The sequence below is a fragment of the Advenella kashmirensis WT001 genome (assembly GCF_000219915.2).
Classification (GTDB): domain Bacteria; phylum Pseudomonadota; class Gammaproteobacteria; order Burkholderiales; family Burkholderiaceae_B; genus Advenella; species Advenella kashmirensis.
Window position 1 is genome coordinate 3,905,201 of record NC_017964.1, and the last position, 19,807, is coordinate 3,925,007.

The window sequence follows — 19,807 nt, forward strand, 5'->3', positions numbered from 1 at the left end:
CGCAAGCATAAATCAGGCTCGATTGCGGATCCTGATAACTCGGCCGATATCACAGTCCGATAACGCGGTATATCACGGCCGGTGATACTGGTCATAGTGCTCATATGACAATTGATATCACGCAACAGCCAGCGACCGGTGCCGATGCACCTGCATGTTTACTTTAGCACACATGCCCACTGCGGGAAATACATCAAAGTCATCTACCCCCTGCGCCAGCCTTTCAATAATGGGGCAATCAGGCCGATTGTCACCGTGGCAATGATCGGCCAGATAGGCCAGCTCATTACGTATGGAACGCAATTTGGCAATGTCCTCATCCAGCTCGCCAATATACTGGCGCGCCAGTTGCCGCACATCGGCGCTGTGTCGCGAGGTGTCCTCCCACAGGCCAATCAGGGTTTTGATACGTTCAAGCGAAAACCCCAGTTCGCGAGCCCGCCGAATGAAGGCGAGCATGCGCTGGTCCTGGACCGTATATTGCCGATAGCCCGCATCGCTGCGGTTAACAGCGTTAATCAGGCCGATTTTTTCATAATAGCGAATCATCTTGGCGCTCACACCGGTGGCTGCCGACACTTCTCCAATATTCATCTCATTCCCCCTGATCAACTTCACTCAAGCGGCAAAACGGCGCAGCCGCAATGCATTGGTGACCACGAACACGCTGGAAAGCGCCATCGCGCCCGCTGCAAAGATAGGCGACAGCAACACCCCATTGAAGGGATACAACACGCCTGCCGCGACCGGAATCAAAGCCGCATTGTAGGCGAACGCCCAAAACAGGTTCTGCCGGATATTGCGCATGGTCGCCCGCGACATGGCGATTGCCTGGGACACATGGGTCAGGTCGCCAGACATCAGCACCACATCGGCCGACTCCATGGCAATATCGGTCCCTGAACCGATAGCGATCCCCACGTCGGCAACCGCCAGGGCAGGGGCATCGTTAATGCCGTCACCAACAAAGGCGACCGGCCCGTAGGTTTGCTGCAGCCGCCTAACGGTATCGGCTTTGGCGTCGGGCATCACCTCTGCAACCACTTCATCGATATTTAATTGTCGCGCAATCGCCTGCGCGGTGCGCTGGTTATCGCCACTGACCATGACCACCTTGAGCCCCTGCTCATGCAAGGCTGCAATCGCTTCAGGCGTTGTTTCACGAATACTGTCGGCCACTGTGATGACGGCAGCCAGTTTGTCGTCGATCGCAACATAAAGCGGCGTCTTGCCCTCATCGGCCAGCTTGCTGGCAATGGTCGAAAACACCGCCGGATCCAGCTTGTGCTGCATCATCAGCCGGTCCGAACCAACCAGAATCTGTCGTGCATCGACCTGGGCACGAAGGCCGAGCCCGGTCAGGGATTCGAAATTCTGGACCGACGCAATGGGCAGCTTCTGTTTTTCTGCAGCGGCGACAATGGCGCGCGCAATGGGATGCTCGGAGCGGCTTTCAGCCGCAGCCACCAGCGCCAGCACCTGGTCACGGTCAAATCCTTTGGCCACCGTCAAATCGGCCAGTTCAGGATAACCGCGGGTCAGCGTGCCGGTTTTATCGACCGCAACCACGCGCACGTCCATCAATGTTTGCAGTGCTTCGCCCTGTCGGAACAGAATCCCCAGTTGCGCTGCGCGCCCCGTGCCTACCATGATAGATGTAGGTGTTGCCAGACCCATCGCGCAGGGGCAGGCAATAATCAGCACGGCCACCGCATTGACCAGGGCAAAACCCAGCGCCGGTTGCGGGCCGAATATCAACCATATTGCAAATGTGATCAACGCAATCAGCATGACCGCCGGAACAAACCACATGGTAATACGATCGACCATGGTCTGGATCGGCAGCTTTGCGCCCTGCGCCTGTTCAACCATGCGGATGATCTGCGACAGCACGGTATCGGCACCGACACCGGTAGCGCGCAAATTCAACGTACCGTTCTGGTTCACCGTGCCCGCCACCACAGTGGCACCAGGCGTTTTTTCAACCGGCATCGGCTCGCCGCTGATCATGGATTCATCGACAAAACTATTGCCTTCGGTCACTTGCCCGTCCACAGGAATACGCTCACCGGGACGCAGTTCGATCTGATCGCCCACCACCACTTCTTCGATGGCAATTTCACTCACCTCTGCACCGCGCCGTACCCGGGCCGTTTTTGCCCGCAGTCCGGCCAGCCGCCTGATCGCTTCCGATGTATTGCCCTTGGCCCGGCCTCCAGATAACGTCCAAGCAGCACCAGGCGACAATCACCGCCGCCGCCTCGTAGTAAACGTTAACGGTGCCGCTGGGTAGCCAGGCAGGAACGAAGGTGGCTACGACCGAAAACAGATAGGCTGCGGTCGTGCCCACGGCAACCAGCGAGTTCATATCAGGCGTCAGGCGCAGCAGGGCTGGTATCCCCTTGACGAAAAAACGACGTCCCGGTCCTGCCAGCACAGCGCTGGTCAGGACGAACTGCAGATACCAGCTGTTCTGCATACCAATGGTTTCTGCCACAAAATGGTGGAATGCCGGTATTGCGTGGGCGCCCATTTCCAGAATAAACACCGGTAGCGCCAGTAGCACGGCCAGCAGCAGATCGCGCTTGAGTTCAAGCCTGTCGGCTTGGCGCCGTGCTGCTTCTGTGTTGCTGCTTTGCTGGGGATTGCTCACCACCTGCGCCTCGTAGCCGGCGCGCACCACGGCCTGGGTCAGCAAAGTGCTGTCCAGATCCAGCGGCGCACGCACCTGCGCCCTTTCGGTAGCCAGGTTGACGCTGGCCGACTGCACGCCCGGCACGGTAGACAGGGCGTTCTCAACATGCCGCACGCAGGAAGCGCAGGTCATACCGGCCACCGATAGTTCTATCAGCCGGTTTTCATTGTCTGCCTGGGGGCAGGATGGCCCGCCACACTGCGGGATAGGGTTGTAGAGCTCATGATTTGCGTCCTTTCGAAGAAAAACCGCCGCTTATGGTTCCGTCTCGGGTCGATAGTGGCATCGCCCAGGCCAGCGCGGCACGGGTCTGTCAACGCGGTCGGCCAGGCAATAATGACGGCGCAAACAGTTTATGTTCTTCAATGTAAAGCTTACCATGATGGGAAGGTCAAGCATCTGATGCGCATGTCAATCTCAGGGTCAAATCCGGTCCAAGCCCATTCAGGCAGACAATCACAACGCGCATATGGCGCCAACCCGGCAATATGGGTAAACTGACGCCTTCCTTACTTTTACCGGACGTTGCCGCCATGGATCTGCCCAATCACCAACTTACCATGACTGTATTGATGACGCCTGACATGGCCAATTTCTCGGGCAATGTCCACGGCGGCACCATTCTGAAGCTGCTTGACCAGGTCGCGTATGCCTGTGCCAGCCGATATGCCGGTCGCTATGTTGTAACGCTGTCGGTCGACCAGGTCATGTTTCGCCAGCTATCCACGTTGGGGAACTGGTCACTTTTCTGGCTTCGGTGAACTACACCGGGAATACATCCATGGAAATCGGCATCAAGGTGGTGACCGAAAATATTCGCAGCAAGCAGATTCGCCACGCCAATAGCTGTTTTTTTACCATGGTCGCCGTCGATGACAATGGCAGCCCCGTTCAGATTCCTGCGCTCACGCCCGACAATGACCTGGATCGCTGCCGCTATGAAGCGGCAAAAATGCGACGTTCGCTGCGCCAGGAACTCGAAGCGCGCTATGGGGAAATCCGAGCTACTGCCGGCGCCTGATAAAATATCGAAATATATCAATAATTTAGCTTGACACGCTCATAAAGCACTGCTAATATAGCTGACTACCATGACGTATTTGTATTGGTAATTTGAACAGTAGTATTTGAGCAGTAGCATTTTTTGCGAATTATTTTTGGCAATCAATCTGTACTGGTCATGTGAAATATCAGTCATTTGAAATTCTGACTGCTTGCAAACAATAACCTGTGTATAAAAAACCGGGCATACCCCCAGCAGGCAGGAGCCCCCACCGGTTCCGCAATTTCAATCCCGACGTTCACACGACCGGCAATCCTGATGCCAGATTCATACTGAATAATTATTCTTACTAAGTTTGCGGGTCTTTCTCACGACACCGCAACGCGAGACAGAACTCCATATCGTCATTGTTATATTGCCCGTGGCGTCAGCGTTGCTATATCCATTGCAGCTGCCATCACAGGTACACCCTTAACAAATTGATGCGCCTGCATTCTCATACTTACAACGAAACGCCGGCGCAATCATGATTCTGCAATAAATTTCGGCTACGCTATGCATAGCTGAACCGGATCGTCTCCGCGCAGAAAACCAAAAACAATAATCTCATAATAAAGGAAACTACAATGAAATTACTTACACGCTTCCGCCAGGAATTTGGCGCACAGAACAATAACAACAATCAGCAGCACCCTGCTGTCAGCACACCGGTTAAACCCACCGGCTTCAAGCTGGGCATGGCAATGAATCAGCCGCAATTTCGCATGCATTCTGAAAAATAATCTCTGCGGCTGCCGCAAGCAGCGGCGCCAGCAGTTGATCTGAAATACAAAACCCGCTGCCGGTAATGAAACCGGACAGCGGGCTTTTTTTAAGGGCTGCCGTCTTTACGACGATAAAATTTATTTAACCGCGTACAGGTACAGCTCTACACGTCGGTTCTGAGCACGGCCCTGCGCGGTCGCATTGTCTGCGATCGGATCGTTGGGACCACGACCTTCAATGCTCATGCGGCTGGTATTGACGCCTTTGCCGCCCAGATAATTGACCACGCTTTGTGCGCGATTCACAGATAGCTGCTGATTGAATGCTGCTTTGCCGGTGCTATCGGTATGGCCGACAGATTTCAGACGCAATTGCTGGCTTTCATTCATTGATTGGGCCAGGGCATCAAGCACAGGGAACAGCGCAGGTTTCAGATCATACTTCGCCGTATCGAAGGTCGCACCTTCAGGAATATTCACTTTGAGGCTGCCGTCAGGCATTTTGGTGGTGGAAATGCCCAGCTCTTTGCCGCCGGCATCATTCACGCGACCCACAATGCGGTCCCAGTTATAGCCAACAATGGCGCCGCCGATAGCGCCAATACCGGCGCCGATGCCCGCGCTTTTGGAAGAATCTCCTATCAGCGCGCCCAGACCGGCACCCAGTGCGGCGCCAACGCCGGTGCCTGCTGCCGTGTTGCCGCCTTGCGTAGCACATCCGGCCAGCAGCGCGCCAGCTACCAGCACTGCCGCGATTCGAGTTTGACGAATAATCATTGACTTCTCCTTATTGGATTTGTTTGCTGTACTAAAAAATCTGAATAACCAGGTTGAAAATCAGCCACACCACATATCCTGAGCCACATTCAGACCGGACTGCCGCCCGGGTGAACGCTGTCTTATGACAGTCGTAATTATCACGACCTGCCCAAAAAAGAGCCGAAAGACTGTGATAACCTTGATGGTGTCAATACAATAACCGAGCAATCGCCAAAGCGCAAGTAATCATCCAAGCGTTGTTATATCCGGGCAAACCCTTTGATGCAGCAGCATGACCAGCTTGCAATCGGGCTGGGTGGCCAGGCGAAAAGTGATCTGTTCAAATTGCCGGATGCCCAATTGCGGATGGTTAAATTCCCTTAAGCCGCCTTCGCGTTCGACCACCACCTGGCGTGCCCACCAATGGCTGAACACAGGACTGCCGGCCAGCAGCTCATCGATCAGACTGGAGGTGTCGCCATCGTCCAGATAAGCGCCGATATCTGCGCGAAACTCCGCTACCACTCGATTGGCACGGGTCTCCCAGTCTACGACGATGTCGGGCGCTTGTGCATCCAGGAAAATAAAACGCAGCAGATTAGGCTGCGCTTGCGCACTCATCCATCCGGCAAACACCTGGTCCAGCGCGGCGTTAAACGCCAGTACATCCCAATGCCGGTCCAGAATATATGCCGGCGCATTGATGCTATCGACGCATGCCTGCAACGACGCGGTTGGCGCCGAGACGACAGCGCTGTCATGATCAGGGTCACTGACATCGGCCAGTTCAAACAGATAGCTCGCTCGGCCCTGGTCATTTGCAATACGGTAGCCAGCCGCGCCCATACTGTGGCCGACACCGACACATCACGTCCCTGCTCAATCCAGGTGTACCAGGTAACGCTGATATCGCACAGCTGGGCCACCTCTTCACGACGCAGGCCGGGCGTGCGGCGGCGCTGGCCACCAGCAATCCCTGCCTGCTGGGGAGTTACACGATCACGAGCGCTGCGTACAAACGCACCCAGTGCCTGCTTGCGAAATGCTCCGTGTTTGTCGGCCATGCCACTCCTGCCAGATGATACGTTCAGCGCTGTACTTACCCCAGTACGCTCATGAGCGAGCGACGAACCTCTTCTTCAGACAGGCCGCTGCGCGCAACATAGTCCTGCAACTGATCCTGACCGATAGTCCCCACATTGAAATAGCTGGAATCCGGATGGCTCAAATAAAAACCAGACACACTGGACGCCGGTACATGGCCATGCCATCGGTCAGATACATGCCGATATCTTCAGTCTGCAAGATGTTGAACATATCGGTTTTAACACGATGCTCAGGGCAGGCGGGATAACCCGGCGCAGGACGGATGCCCTGATATTTTTCTTCAATCAGCGCCTGATTATCCAAACTCTCATCGGCGACATAACCCCAAAGATCGCGACGTACCCGGGCATGCATGCATTCTGCAAAACCTTCGGCAAAACGATCAGCCAGGGCCTTGAGCAGAATCGACGAGTAGTCGTCCATCTGCGCTTCAAAGCGTTGCTCGTGCTTCTCAATGCCTATACCGCCGGTAACGGCGAACAGACCGATATAGTCCTTCACGCCGGTTTCCTTGGGTGCAATGTAGTCGGCCAGGCACTTGTTGGCCACGCCTTCACGCTTGGCATTTTGCTGCCGCAAATTGCGCCAGGTAAACAGCACCCGTTCACGCGACTCATCGGCATACACTTCAATATCTTCGTGGTTGACGCTATTGGCAGGATAAAAGGCAATCACACCACCGGCGCTCAGCCAGCGTTGCTCCACCACTTTTTTGAGCATCGCCTGCGCGTCCTCGAACAGTTTACGCGCCTGCTCTCCCACCACCTTGTCATCCAGAATTTTCGGATACTGACCAAACAGACTCCAGGTCTGGAAAAACGGCGTCCAGTCGATAAACGGCACAATTTGGGCCAGATCGAAATTTTTGAATTCGCGACGCCCCAGGAACTTCGGACGCGGCGGCGTGTAGCTGCTCCAGTCAATAACCGGCGCACCCTTGCGCGCTTCTTCCAGCGGGATGATAGGCGTGGCCTTGCGATTGGCGTGGCGTTCACGCACCAGCTCATATTCCTCGCGTACCTGCGCCAGATAACTCTCAACCTGATCGGAAACCAGATTGGTTGCCACGCCTACCGAACGGCTGGCATCGGGCACATAGATGACCGGGCCGTCATAGTGCGGTGCGATCTTGACCGCCGTGTGCACCCGGCTGGTGGTCGCCCCGCCGATCAGCAATGGAATTTTGTTGTCACGAAAATACGGGTCGCGCTGCATCTCGGATGCCACATAGGCCATCTCTTCCAGGCTCGGGGTGATCAGGCCGGACAGCCCCACAATATCGGCCTTTTCCTCTTTGGCCTTGGCCAGGATCTGCGCGCACGGCACCATGACTCCCATATTGACGACCTCGAAGTTATTACACTGCAACACCACGGTAACGATATTTTTACCGATATCGTGCACGTCGCCCTTCACAGTTGCAATAACCACTTTGCCTTTGGCGCGCACGTCGCCACCGGCCGCTTCAATCTGGCGCTTCTCCTCTTCAATGAAAGGGATCAGATGCGCCACGGCATGCTTCATGACCCGGGCAGACTTGACCACCTGAGGCAGGAACATCTTGCCCGCGCCAAACAGATCGCCCACCACGTTCATGCCGTCCATCAGCGGCCCTTCAATTACCTCAATGGGACGCCCGCCACGATCGGCAATCTTTTGCCGCACCTCTTCGGTATCCTCAACAATGAATTGGGTAATTCCGTGCACCAGTGCATGCGACAAGCGTTTTTCCACGTCCTGTTCACGCCAGGTCATATCGGCTTCTTTTTTCGTGCCGCTGCCTTTGACCTCATCGGCGTACTCCACCAGACGCTCGGTCGGCGTACGCTCGTCTGCAGGATCAGTTTTGCCCACCGGCTCCTGGCGATCCAGTATCACATCCTCGACCAGGTCGCGTGTCTTCGGATCCATATCCGCGTACACACCCAGCATACCGGCATTTACGATGCCCATGGTCATGCCTTCCTGAATGGCGTAATACAGGAATACGGTATGAATCGCTTCGCGCATGGCCTCGTTACCACGGAACGAAAAGCTTACGTTGGAGACACCACCGGAAATACGCGCATGCGGCAGGTTGTCATGGATCCAGCGGGTGCCTTCGATAAAGTCCACTGCGTAATGATTGTGCTCCTCAATGCCCGTGGCCACCGCAAACACATTGGGGTCGAAAATAATATCTTCCGGCGGGAAATCCAGTTCATCCACCAGCAAGTGGTAGGCTTTGCCGCAAATGTCTTTGCGACGCTGCAGCGTATCGGCCTGACCTTCTTCGTCAAACGCCATGACCACTACGGCTGCGCCGTATTTGCGGCACAGGCGGGCATGCGCCAGAAACGGCTCCACGCCTTCCTTCATGGAAATCGAGTTGACGATCGGCTTGCCCTGCACACACTTGAGGCCCTCTTCAATCACTTCCCACTTGGAACTGTCAATCATGATGGGTACCCGGGCAATGTCGGGTTCGGAAGCAATCAGATTCAGAAAGCGGCGCATGTTCGCTTTTGAATCGAGCATGGCCTCATCCATATTGATGTCGATGATCTGTGCGCCGTTTTCAACCTGCTGGCGCGCCACCGCCAGCGCTTCATCAAATTTTTCTTCGCGGATCAGGCGCAGGAACATCTTGCTGCCGGTCACATTGGTGCGTTCGCCCACGTTCACAAACAGCGATTCGTCATCAATGTTCAGCGCCTCCAGGCCAGACAGGCGGGTTTTGATCGGCACATCCGGCACCGTGCGCGCCGGCAGCTGCTGCACCTTGCGAACAATCGCGGCAATATGCTCGGGCGTCGTACCACAACAGCCGCCCACCATATTCACAAACCCGGCGGTTGCAAACTCTTCAAGCAAACTCGATGTGTCATCCGGCGTTTCATCGAATCCGGTATCGCTCATGGGATTGGGCAGACCGGCATTGGGATACACGCAAAGCCAGGTATCACAGATTTTGGACAGTTCAGCAATATATGGGCGCATCAGGGCAGCACCCAGGCACAGTTCAGGCCGATGGTAACCGGCCGTGCATGCCGCACCGAATTCCAGAAGGCTTCCACCGTCTGGCCTGACAGAATACGTCCGGACGCGTCAGTCACTGTACCGGACACCATCACCGGCAGACGGATCCCGCGCTGCTCAAACACCGTTTCCACCGCAAAGATCGCCGCCTTGGCGTTCAGCGTATCGAAAATGGTCTCGATCAGCACGATATCAATGCCGCCATCGAGCAGGCCGGCAAGCTGCTCTTCATAGGCCGCCTGCAATTGCTCAAAGGTAATATTGCGCGCCCCCGGATCGTTTACATCCGGAGAAATAGAGGCCGTTTTGGGCTGAGGGCCGAGGGCGCCGGCGACAAAACGCGGACGATCGGGCGTACTGTAGGCTTCACAGGCCGTGCGCGCAAGCCGGGCCGATTGCAGATTCAGTTCGTAGGCCAGGCCGGGCAGATCGTAATCGCCCTGGGCTACCGAGGTTGCGCCAAAGGTATTGGTTTCAATAACATCAGCCCCGGCCTGCAGATACTGCTCGTGGATTTGGCTGATGACATCGGGACGCACCAGGGAGAGCAGCTCATTATTGCCTTTGACGTCCTGGTGATGTTCAGCGAAACGCTCGCCACGAAAATCGGCCTCGGTCAGCTTATAGCGCTGAATCATGGTGCCCATGGCCCCATCCAGCACCAGGATTCGCCCCTTTTGCAGTTCCTGCACAAAACGGGCACCAGAGGTATAGGAGTCAACGGGATAAGGCAGGGCAGGATAAGACACGTTCAGGCTCAATCTAATTAGTTGAATTTAATACAAAATTGTAGCGGATTTGCAACCGTTCTACCGGCAAACCCCTGCAAACGGCAGGCAAATAGCAGCTGCAGGCCGTCCAAATGGCCTGGCAACTGTCATGATCTGTACCAATCAATTACAATCGCGCATTCAGGGTGCATTCACCTTGCTATGCATGGAGTGAATGGTAAACGGGAAACAGAACGCGCAAGATGGCGCGCCAACCTGTGCTGCCCCCGCAACGGTAATCAGGCTTTCGGCCTGCAGCCCGACATCGGCCCTGAACCTGCCGCTGCTCTGCTTATCCAGACAGTATTTATTCGAACCTGATGTGCGGGGTCGCGCATCTTTACCGGTATACCATATGAAGTTCTCTCTTACCCCCATGGCGCTTGCCCTGGCGGTTCTGCCTGCAACCGTCATGGCGCAAACCTCTACCCCTGTCTCTCCTGATACGCCCGTTACCCGTCTTGAAACCATTATTGCCACGCCGGCACGTGCCAATCAGGCGCTTGGCGATGTGTACGGCGATGTCAGCGTTATCACAAGCGAAACGTTGCGCAATGCAGGCGCGACCTCCCTGACCGAGTTGCTTGCCCGCCAGCCGCAAATCCAAACCTATCAACTCGGCGGCCCGCAAACCTTGTCAGGCTGTTCGTGCGTGGCGCAGGCCCCCAGCAGACGCTGGTGATGGTTGACGGCCAGCGCATCAATGACCCGGCAACCGGCAGTACCTACCTGAGCGCCATGGATCCGACCACCATCGAACGGGTAGAGATCGTGCGCGGCGCAGCCAGCAGCCTGTATGGTTCTGACGCCATGGGCGGGGTCATCAACATTATTACCCGCAGCGATGGCCAGGATAAACCACTGAGCGTGTTCGGCAATATTGGCGTTGGCACTCATAGCCTGTTCAAGGCCAGCGTGGGCGTCTCCGGCGCCAGCAACGCCTGGGACTATCGCCTGGCGGGCAGCTACGCCAGCAGCGATGGCTTTAATGCCACCCGTGAAAAACTGGGCGCAATGATCTACAACCCGGATCGTGACGGCTACGAGCAGGCGTCGTTATCGGGTGCATTGGGCTACACATGGAAACCTGGCAACCGCCTGGGCGTTTCTTTTTATAACGGCTATACCCATGGCGACTTCGATAGCGGCGCCTACGACACAAATACTTTTGGCATTATGCGCCAGCAATCGGTCGCCGTTACCAGCAATAACCAGCTCACAGACTGGTGGGAAAGCGTGCTGCAGGTCAGCGTGAACCGTAATGTGTATGACTCGCGCGCCTCATATGGCGATTCGGTGCTCGGCAGCATACAGCGCACCTACTCCTGGCAAAACAACTTCTCCATCAATCGTCAGAACAAGCTATCACTGGTGCTGGAGCGCAAGGATGAAAGCATTTTTGGCACCACCACCTACGAACAGGACAAACGTCATACCAACGCAGTCGGGCTGATTTATCGCGGCGACTTCAATCGTCATCACATCCAGGCCAGCCTGCGCAACGACAATGTCTCCGGCTATGACAGCAAAACCACAGGCAGCCTGGGCTACGATTTCGATATCACGCAGCAATGGTCTGTCGGACTGGCGGGCAATACCGGCTATCGCGTTCCCACCTTTGCCGATCTGTACACTCCGCTGAGCTTTGGCTATCAGGCAATCCGAATTTGAAACCGGAAACCTCACGCAACATTGAGTTGCGCACCGCGTGGCGAACCGAGTCCAGCACCTTGTCGGTCAATGCCTGGCAGACTCGCTATCGCGATTTGATCAATGGCTACGTCTGTGACGAAATGTTCAACTGCACCGCCGAAAACGTCGACAGGGCCACGGTTCGCGGCGTTTCCGTCAATGCCGAGCACCGCTTTGACAATACGCGCATCTATGCGGGCGCAGATTTCATGAACCCGAAAGATGATGAGAGCGGCAAACGGCTGATCCGTCGTGCCAAACAGGTTTATCGAATCGGAGCCAGCCATACATTCGGTCGGGCGACCGTGGGGGCAGACTTCACCCACACCGGCGCGCGCTACGACGACAAGCAAAATACAGAGGCAAAACGGCTGGGGAGCTATGGCGTGCTGAACCTGCATGCCAGCTATGCCTTCAGCAAGAACCTGGAAGCCAGGTGTATTGGAACAACGCGTTGAACAAGAAATATGAGACTTCATATGGCTACAACTCGGCCGGTTCCAATGTCTTTTTGAATCTTGCATTCAGGATGTAAATCATGGCCTGCCGCAAGCACCCCTCTTTTCTGTCTATGACAATTGCAATAACAGGAACAGTGCTTGCGGCACTCGTGTGCTCGTTCGCCCTGGCAGCGCCGGCGGCAAAGACGATAGAAAAAAATGCGGTCAGTTTATCGCCACATCTGACAGAGCTTGTCTATGCTGCGGGTGCCGGCGACCATCTGCTGGGCGTTTCCGAAGGCAGTAACTACCCGCCTGCTGTCGGCGCTTTGCCCAAGGTGGGCAGCGGCGTGACCCCCAATGTGGAACGGATCGCGCTTCTGCAGCCGGATGTCATTCTGGCCTGGGGCTATAAAAACAGCAAGGACCTGTACCCTGCCTTGCGCAAGCTGAATATACCCGTGCATTATCAGGCGCCGGCCAGCCTGGACCGCATCATTGACGATATTGAAGAACTGGGCGCGCTGTTCGGCACCCAGGCCACCGCTGGCGCCACCGCGCAGGAGCTGCGGGAAATACTGAGAACCACGCGCCAGCGTTACCAGCATGCAGCAAAGGTAAAAACCTTCGCGCTGGTCAGCCAGGAGCCGCTCTATACGTTAGGCGCAGGTTCGTTTGTTATTGATGCCCTGCACGCCTGCGGTGCTGAATCGGCCTTTGAAACCCTGTCGGCGCCAGCGCCGGTAGTCAGCCGGGAACAACTGCTGCTTGCCCATCCGCAGGCCGTTCTCTTTGCCGCAAAAAACATCGCCAGGGAAAGCCAGGCCGTTGCCCGCTATTTTTCTTCCATGGGCATTAAGTTACAGGCAGACCAACTGCTGGGCATGGATCCGGATATTATCTTTCGCCCTGCCGACAGACTGATTCGCAAGCTGCCAGAGTTATGCAGCAATATTGATCAGATCAGACGTCGCCTTGCTCCAGTTGCTTCTGGATCGCCTTAGCCGCCACCACGCCGTCTGCCATTGATGTCACCACGCAAGGATGCTGCCGATGGGTCACTTCGCCGATCGCGTAAATGCCCGGCAAATTGGTTTGCGTCGTTTTAAAATCGGTACGCACATAGCCGAGTTCATCGCAATCAAGACCCAGATCCTGCATGCCCTGCAAACGGGCGCGAAAACCATAAAGCACCAGCACAACATCGTAGGTCCGGCCGTTCACCTGGCGGGTCGCCGGATCAAAGGTGTAGGCGCCGGTGGTGATATCCGATTCATTGAGAAACTTCATCCAATGGCGCTGGCAGCGTAGCGTGCGCGCATAAATGTGCACAGACTTGGCACCCCGCTCTTTCAGAAACAGGGCGTTTTCAAAGGCATTGTCACCCCCGCCCAGAATGGCCACGTCCTTGAGGGCAAATTCATAATTGGCTACATGCTTGCCGGGTCCGACAAGTACGTCATCATAGTGATCACGCTCCCACTCCGGCGGTTTCCTGGGTTCTACCCCGCTTGCAATAACGACATAGCGTGCATGCAAGGGCAGGTCTGCGCCGAAATACACCTTGAATTGCCCCTTGTCGCCCTGGCCTGCCTGCTCGCGTTCGATACGCGTCACATGTGAATTGAGCAGCACCGGCACGCGGGCGCTATCCAGGCTCAGTTTGATTCTGGCGGCCACTTCCTCGCCCGTCAATCCGGGTGCCGTCACATTCCAGGTATCCTCGAACGGATTACTGCACTTAAGCCACCGGCGCGTCCGCTGGATTCAATGATCAGGGGAGAGAACCCCATATGGCCAGCCACACCGCACAGGACGCACCTGCCGGGCCTGCGCCAATCACAATGGCATCATAGACAGCCTGCTGCATTTTTGGGAAAAATCCTCGTTTAATCATGAATTTATCTAAACAAAGCTTATTGTACCCCCGGCTGCTACCCTAAAACACTACAATAGCATCCTGAATAAAAACCGGACTTTTCCGGCGCCTCTTTTACCGATTTCACATGACCACTCGCCGTATCTTTTTCACCCGGCTCGCGCTGGATGCCCGCATTGGCATCCTGGAGCACGAACTGCGCGCCACCCAGCCCCTGCATATTGATGCCGATATCGACATGCGCGTTGACCAGCAGGTCAATGACCATGATATTCGCAGCGTACTGGACTACCGCAAGCTGCGCGAAGCGATTATCGAAGAATGCACGCGCGCGCATGTCCATCTGGTGGAAACGCTGGGCGACATGGTTATACAGCGCATTCTGAATGATTTTCCCGAGGTTTTCCGCGTACGCCTGCGTATCGGCAAGCCTCTGGCTTTCTCCGATTGCGCCGCCGTTGGCATCGAAGTTGAAGCGACCCGCTAGCAACACGCTGCCCTTTCCTATTTTGGACTTGAACACGTCACTATCATGACTTCTGCCGCCCACTCCAGCCATCAGGCTGCCCTGAAACAGCGCCAGCACGACAACAAGCTGACCAAACGCATCATGCGCGAAGCGGGTACCGCGATCGTCGATTACAACATGATCGAAGACGGCGACAAAGTGATGGTCTGTCTCTCGGGCGGCAAAGACTCATACAGCATGCTGGATATCCTGCTGGCCCTGCAAAAACGCGCGCCCATTCATTTTGATATTATCGCGGTGAATCTGGATCAGAAGCAGCCCGGCTTTCCTGCCCATGTCCTGCCAGATTATCTCACCGAACTGGGTGTGCCTTTTCATATCGAAAACCAGGATACCTATTCGATTGTCAAACGCCTGATTCCGGAAGGCAAGACAACCTGCTCGCTGTGTTCCCGCCTGCGCCGCGGCATTCTGTATCGCGTCGCCACCGAACTGGGCGCCACCAAGATTGCGCTGGGCCACCACCGCGATGATATTCTGGCCACCTTTTTCCTGAATCTGTTCTACGCGGCAAAACTCAAATCCATGCCGCCGAAGCTGGTTTCCGATGACGGCCGACATACTGTGATCCGTCCGCTTGCCTATATTGCGGAAAAGGAACTGATTGCCTATTCCGAACTCAAGCAGTTCCCCATCATTCCCTGTAATCTTTGCGGCTCCCAGGAAAACCTGAAACGCCAGGAAGTGGGCCGCATGATTGCGGCATGGGAAAAGGAAAGCCCCAAGAAAGTCTGGAACACCTTCAAGGCCCTGTCGGCGATTACGCCGTCGCACCTGATGGACCGCGACCTGTTTGACTTCGCCGGCCTGCGGCCCACTGGTGTTGCCGACGAAAACGGCGACAAGGCCTTCGACGCCGACACCTTTGCCGATGCCGCCGATACCACCGCTGGCGCAAGCTTTACGCAAGCGATTGACGATCATGACGATGCTCATGGCCACCCGTCCACCCAGAGCGCCAACGCACAAGCGGCAGGCACCCTCACTTCCGGGAACTCATCGCGCGCGCGCACGATCCGCATTCAATCATTGTGAGGCATTCCATGTCAGACTCGACTTTGCTGCACGCACCACTGGGCAAAGAAACCCAGTATCCCGAACACTATGATCCGTCGTTGCTGTTTCCCATTGCCCGCGATGCCGGCCGTGCGCACCTTAGCCTGCAGCCACACCCGGCCTGGCACGGCGCCGATATCTGGAACGCCTATGAACTGTCCTGGCTAGATCCCAAAGGCAAACCGCAAGTGGCCCTGGCCCGTTTTTGCTTTCCCGCCAGCAGCACCCACATTATCGAATCCAAGTCGTTCAAACTGTATCTGAATTCATTCAACCAGACCACCATGCCCGACGGCGATGCCGTTCTGGCGCGCATGCAGCAGGACCTGAGCGCCGCCGCCGGCGGCGCGGTCAGCGTCACGCTGTTTGCGCCGGCAGACTTTGCAAACCAGACCCTGGGCGAGCTTGAAGGCACCCTGCTGGACACACTGGATATCGAAGTCTCCACCTATGCGCCGGACGCAGGCCTGCTACAGGCTGACGCCACGCAATCCAGACACGAGACGCTGCGCACGAATCTGCTCAAGTCCAACTGTCCGGTCACCGGTCAGCCCGACTGGGGGAGCCTGCAAATCGAATACACCGGCGCCGCCATCGATCACGCCTCGCTCCTGAAGTATATTGTGTCCTATCGGGGACATAACGGATTTCATGAACAATGTGCAGAACAGATTTTCTGCGATATTATGCGCAGCTGTGCGCCAGAAACACTGACCGTCTATGCCCGCTACACACGCCGTGGCGGCCTGGATATCAACCCCTGGCGCAGCACGCAACCGGATTTCGTTCCCGCTGATGCCCGCAATGCGCGTCAATAACCTCACACTCCACAAAAGCTGGTCGTACTTATGAAACAACCGCCCTATGTCAGCGTCGCCGCCGCGTTCAGCAAGGCAATCGCAACGCAAATGCGCCCTTCCATGCTGCTTGCCGTCATTTTGCCGTTTGTCATTGCCCTGATCACAGCCGTGATACTGCTGGTGTTCGCCTGGGGTCCGTTGGATAACTGGCTGGACAATACCGCCATGCATTGGGGCTGGTTCCAGTCCGTGTCTACGCGACTGTCCGGCTGGGGGTTTGTCACCATGAGCGATTGGCTCACGGGCGTGCTGACCTTTGTGGCCCTGCTCGCGGTCAGCGGCATCGCCGGATTGGCGGCCGCAGCCATTCTGGTCATGCCCATGGCATTGAAAGTCATCGGCGATGGCAGCTACCCGGATGTGCAGAAAAAAGGCGAGAATGCCACGGTCACCAGCCTGGCCAATACGGTCAAGGTAAGTACGATTTTCGTAGTTGGCTGGCTGATTACCTTGCCGCTCTGGCTGATTCCCTTTGCCGGAATCGCACTATCATTATTCTGGGGTGCGTATGCGTTCTCGCATATGACCCGGCTGGACGCCATTGTCGAACACGCAACCCTTGAAGAGCGGGCTTACGTGCTTCGTCATTACAGTCGTGGTTTCTGGCTGATCGGGCTGATCTGCGCAGCCATTGCCCTGATCCCGTTTGCCGGCTTTGTCATGCCCGTATTTTCAATCCTGGTGTGCACCCATTATGGATTAATGGCGGTCAAAGCCGTGCGGACGCAACGGCTTGCCGCAGCTGTAGAGAACAGCGCTGTCCAGGCCAAACGCCTGCCCTGACAGCGCCGCGCGCTCAGGATTCGAACGCGCCAGCCTGCTGCAGCACTGTTTTGAGTTCGCCGCTTTCGTGCATTTCACTCACGATATCCGAACCGCCAATGAATTCACCCTTGACATACAGCTGGGGAATAGTGGGCCAGTTGGAAAACTGCTTGATGCCTTCGCGCACTTCCTGGTCGTCCAGCACATTGACAGTAACCAGTTTTTTTACACCGGATTCACGCAGAATCTGGATGGCCTTGCCAGAGAAGCCGCATTGCGGAAACTGAGCCGTGCCTTTCATGAACAACACAACAGGGTGTTCTGTAACGGTCTCTCGGATAAAATTCTGTACTTCGCTCATTGTATTCACCTGTGTCAGCATTGAAAGAAACCAGTTCCATCATCTGGCCATCTCTCAAAATAGTTTAACGCTAAATCGTAAAGCACCCGCCGGAAATGCGCTCAATACCGGATAAATCATTGCGGGATTCAATATTCTTAAAACCGACCTTGGCCAGCATATAGCGAACATGCTCGGCCTGGTCCCATCCATGCTCAATCCACATCCAGCCGCCGTTGGCCAGATAAGCCCGGGCGCCGGCAATAATGCGCCGGATGGCCGCAAACCCATCGGAATAATCGGTCAGCGCCATGGGTGGTTCAAAACGCAGATCGCCCTTCTGCAAATGGGGATCATGCCGCCGTATATATGGCGGATTGGACACGATCAAATCGAAGGCCTGTTGTGGAATGCCATCAAACCAGTCGCTTTCCAGAAAACGTACGTGCGCGGTACGATGTTTTTCCGCATTGCGTCGCGCCAGCGCGAGGGCATCTGGACTCTTATCTGTGGCCAGCACCAGCGCGCCAGGGCAAAACCGGGCAATGGAAACGGCAATAACACCGGTGCCGGTGCCCAGATCCAGCACATTGGCCCTGGGGTGGTCGCGTACATAGTCTATCGCAGTTTCCACCAGCAACTCCGTTTCCGGGCGCGGAATAAGCGCCGCGGCAGACGTCTCAAAGGACAGGCCCATGAATTCGCGCTCGCCCATGATATAAGCCATGGGCTCGCCGCTTGCGCGTCGTTCAATCAGGGCGCGAATCTGTACTACCTGTTCATCGCTCAGGGGATCACGGTCGTGTGCAATCATCCAGGAACGCGACACGCCTAGCGTGCGACCGATCAGCATCCGGGTCTCAAGTGGCGGAAGGCCACTGGTTCGCGTCAAAGATTCAATCGTGATGGCCAGCGCCATTCCTGCTCCTTCTACTACTGCCGGTATCACTCCGGTCAAATGATGTCATTGATATTCAGTGCTGCATGATGCTTACAGCGAGTCGTCACCCAGGGCGGCCAGCAACTCAGCCTGCCTCTCCGCAATAAGGGCCCCCGTCAGCTCATCCAGCGAGCCTTCCATGATTTGTGCCAGTTTATACAAAGTCAGGTTGATTCGGTGATCCGTGACCCGCCCCTGAGGATAATTGTAAGTGCGGATGCGCTCGGAACGGTCACCCGTACCCACCAGGCTCTTGCGCTCGGCCGCTTCTTTCTGCTGCTGTTTCTGGCGTTCAATATCGTTGATGCGGGCAGCCAGTACACTCATGGCGCGCGCTTTGTTCTTGTGCTGTGACCGATCATCCTGGCACTCGGCAACGATGCCGGTTGGAATATGCGTGATACGCACAGCCGAATCGGTTTTATTGATATGCTGACCGCCCGCGCCACTTGCCCGGAACGTGTCAATGCGCAGATCAGCCGGGTTTAGCGCCACTTCCGCAATTTCATCGGCTTCGGGCAACACGGCGACCGTGCAGGCAGAGGTATGCACCCGGCCCTGCGATTCGGTCTCGGGCACCCGTTGCACCCGATGCGCGCCAGACTCGTATTTCAGTCGTCCATACACGCCATCGCCATCTACCCGTGCAATAACTTCGCGATACCCGCCCATTTCCGATTCATTCTCGGAAATCACTTCTACTTTCCAGCCTTTCTGCTCGGCATAACGACTGTACATGCGAAACAGGTCGCCGCTGAAAATGGCGCTTTCATCGCCGCCGGTACCGGCACGCACTTCAAGAAAAACGCTGCGCCCATCGTCCGGATCCCGCGGCAGCAATTGCACTTGCAATTGCTCTTGCAGCTCTTCCAGGCGCGCTTTGGCCAGCTTCAGTTCTTCCTCAGCCATCTCCCGCAGCTCCGGGTCCGATGACATGTCCATTGCGGCCTGCATATCGGCCTCGGTCGCTTCGTAACTGCGAAACAGCATGACCACCGGATCAATTTCCGCGCGTTCACGCGACAGTTTACGAAACCGGTCCATATCGTTGGCGGTATCGGGCTCGGCAAGCAGTGCATCCACCTCGATAAGGCGATGCGAGATTTGCTCCAGACGGGAGCGCATTGATGATTTCATAACGAATGTTTGAAGAAAACGGCGTGTTCAGGAAAAAGGCGGCGCCTGCTTAG

The 19,807-nt window shown here is 56.0% G+C and carries 15 protein-coding genes, 4 pseudogenes and 1 riboswitch; of the genes and pseudogenes, 10 read left to right on the forward strand and 9 right to left on the reverse strand.

Going from position 1 to position 19,807, the window contains the following annotated elements:
• Window positions 1-117 precede the first annotated feature (117 nt).
• Window positions 118-594: a Cu(I)-responsive transcriptional regulator gene (gene cueR / locus TKWG_RS18345; RefSeq protein ID WP_014752267.1), complete on the reverse strand. Its 477-nt coding sequence runs from the start codon at window positions 592-594 to the stop codon at window positions 118-120.
• Between the two features lie 24 nt (window positions 595-618).
• Window positions 619-2,827 (reverse strand): annotated as a pseudogene (locus TKWG_RS18350) (heavy metal translocating P-type ATPase).
• Between the two features lie 401 nt (window positions 2,828-3,228).
• On the opposite strand from TKWG_RS18350, the pseudogene TKWG_RS18355 reads away from it, so the two are divergent.
• Together TKWG_RS18355 and TKWG_RS23735 are read left to right on the forward strand one after the other, a co-directional pair.
• Window positions 3,229-3,716: pseudogene (locus TKWG_RS18355) on the forward strand (acyl-CoA thioesterase).
• A 608-nt stretch (window positions 3,717-4,324) separates the two neighbouring features.
• Window positions 4,325-4,480: a hypothetical protein gene (locus TKWG_RS23735; protein ID WP_171815186.1), complete on the forward strand. Its 156-nt coding sequence runs from the start codon at window positions 4,325-4,327 to the stop codon at window positions 4,478-4,480.
• A gap of 120 nt (window positions 4,481-4,600) precedes the next feature.
• On the opposite strand, the gene TKWG_RS18360 is transcribed toward TKWG_RS23735, so the two are convergent.
• The 3 genes and pseudogenes from TKWG_RS18360 to metH form a co-directional block, all read right to left on the reverse strand.
• Entirely contained in the window at window positions 4,601-5,239 is a 639-nt protein-coding gene (locus tag TKWG_RS18360) for an OmpA family protein (RefSeq protein WP_014752272.1), read from the reverse strand.
• 228 nt (window positions 5,240-5,467) lie between these two features.
• Window positions 5,468-6,285, reverse strand: a pseudogene (locus tag TKWG_RS18365) (helix-turn-helix transcriptional regulator).
• 35 nt (window positions 6,286-6,320) lie between these two features.
• A pseudogene (metH, locus tag TKWG_RS18370) lies at window positions 6,321-10,095 on the reverse strand (methionine synthase).
• Between the two features lie 148 nt (window positions 10,096-10,243).
• A riboswitch (cobalamin riboswitch) is annotated at window positions 10,244-10,404 on the forward strand.
• A gap of 67 nt (window positions 10,405-10,471) precedes the next feature.
• Between metH and TKWG_RS23390 the strand changes: the two are divergent.
• The 4 genes from TKWG_RS23390 (at window position 10,472) to TKWG_RS18380 (ending at window position 13,252) form a co-directional block, all read left to right on the forward strand.
• On the forward strand, window positions 10,472-10,798 hold the full coding sequence (locus TKWG_RS23390; protein WP_148274590.1) for a hypothetical protein: 327 nt from the start codon (window positions 10,472-10,474) through the stop codon (window positions 10,796-10,798).
• On the forward strand, window positions 10,765-11,787 hold the full coding sequence (locus TKWG_RS26330; protein ID WP_050981669.1) for a TonB-dependent receptor plug domain-containing protein: 1,023 nt from the start codon (window positions 10,765-10,767) through the stop codon (window positions 11,785-11,787). The genes TKWG_RS23390 and TKWG_RS26330 overlap by 34 nt, the downstream gene beginning before the upstream one ends.
• Window positions 11,784-12,266, forward strand: a complete 483-nt coding sequence (locus tag TKWG_RS21965) for a TonB-dependent receptor domain-containing protein (RefSeq protein ID WP_050981670.1) — start codon at window positions 11,784-11,786, stop codon at window positions 12,264-12,266. The genes TKWG_RS26330 and TKWG_RS21965 overlap by 4 nt, the downstream gene beginning before the upstream one ends.
• Before the next feature lie 80 nt (window positions 12,267-12,346).
• Entirely contained in the window at window positions 12,347-13,252 is a 906-nt protein-coding gene (locus tag TKWG_RS18380; protein WP_014752275.1) for a helical backbone metal receptor, read from the forward strand.
• On the opposite strand, the gene TKWG_RS18385 is transcribed toward TKWG_RS18380, so the two are convergent.
• Window positions 13,212-13,958, reverse strand: a complete 747-nt coding sequence (locus TKWG_RS18385; RefSeq protein WP_014752276.1) for an NAD(P)/FAD-dependent oxidoreductase — start codon at window positions 13,956-13,958, stop codon at window positions 13,212-13,214. The two genes, TKWG_RS18380 and TKWG_RS18385, sit on opposite strands and share 41 nt — an antisense overlap.
• A 296-nt stretch (window positions 13,959-14,254) precedes the next feature.
• Here TKWG_RS18385 and folB point away from each other — a divergent pair, with 296 nt between their 5' ends.
• From folB to TKWG_RS18405, 4 genes are read left to right on the forward strand one after another with little or no spacing between them, the layout of a single operon-like run.
• The gene (gene folB, locus TKWG_RS18390) at window positions 14,255-14,614 is read left to right on the forward strand and encodes a dihydroneopterin aldolase (RefSeq protein WP_014752278.1); all 360 of its coding nucleotides are present in this window, start codon (window positions 14,255-14,257) and stop codon (window positions 14,612-14,614) included.
• 45 nt (window positions 14,615-14,659) lie between these two features.
• A complete protein-coding gene (gene ttcA, locus TKWG_RS18395; protein ID WP_014752279.1) occupies window positions 14,660-15,691 on the forward strand; it encodes a tRNA 2-thiocytidine(32) synthetase TtcA in 1,032 nt (343 codons plus the stop codon).
• A gap of 8 nt (window positions 15,692-15,699) precedes the next feature.
• Window positions 15,700-16,530, forward strand: a complete 831-nt coding sequence (gene queF, locus TKWG_RS18400; protein ID WP_014752280.1) for an NADPH-dependent 7-cyano-7-deazaguanine reductase QueF — start codon at window positions 15,700-15,702, stop codon at window positions 16,528-16,530.
• A gap of 30 nt (window positions 16,531-16,560) precedes the next feature.
• Window positions 16,561-17,355 carry an EI24 domain-containing protein gene (locus TKWG_RS18405; protein WP_014752281.1) on the forward strand — a complete coding sequence of 265 codons (795 nt, stop codon included), beginning with the start codon at window positions 16,561-16,563 and terminating at the stop codon, window positions 17,353-17,355.
• 13 nt (window positions 17,356-17,368) lie between these two features.
• Here the strand turns inward: TKWG_RS18405 and grxD are convergent, their stop codons facing one another.
• From grxD to prfA, 3 genes are all read right to left on the reverse strand, one after another.
• Window positions 17,369-17,698, reverse strand: a complete 330-nt coding sequence (grxD, locus tag TKWG_RS18410; protein ID WP_014752282.1) for a Grx4 family monothiol glutaredoxin — start codon at window positions 17,696-17,698, stop codon at window positions 17,369-17,371.
• Window positions 17,699-17,768: 70 nt separating this feature from the next.
• Window positions 17,769-18,596 (reverse strand): peptide chain release factor N(5)-glutamine methyltransferase, encoded by an 828-nt coding sequence (prmC, locus tag TKWG_RS18415; RefSeq protein ID WP_014752283.1) that lies wholly within the window; start codon window positions 18,594-18,596, stop codon window positions 17,769-17,771.
• 72 nt (window positions 18,597-18,668) lie between these two features.
• Entirely contained in the window at window positions 18,669-19,754 is a 1,086-nt protein-coding gene (gene prfA, locus TKWG_RS18420) for a peptide chain release factor 1 (protein WP_014752284.1), read from the reverse strand.
• Window positions 19,755-19,807: the final 53 nt, after the last annotated feature.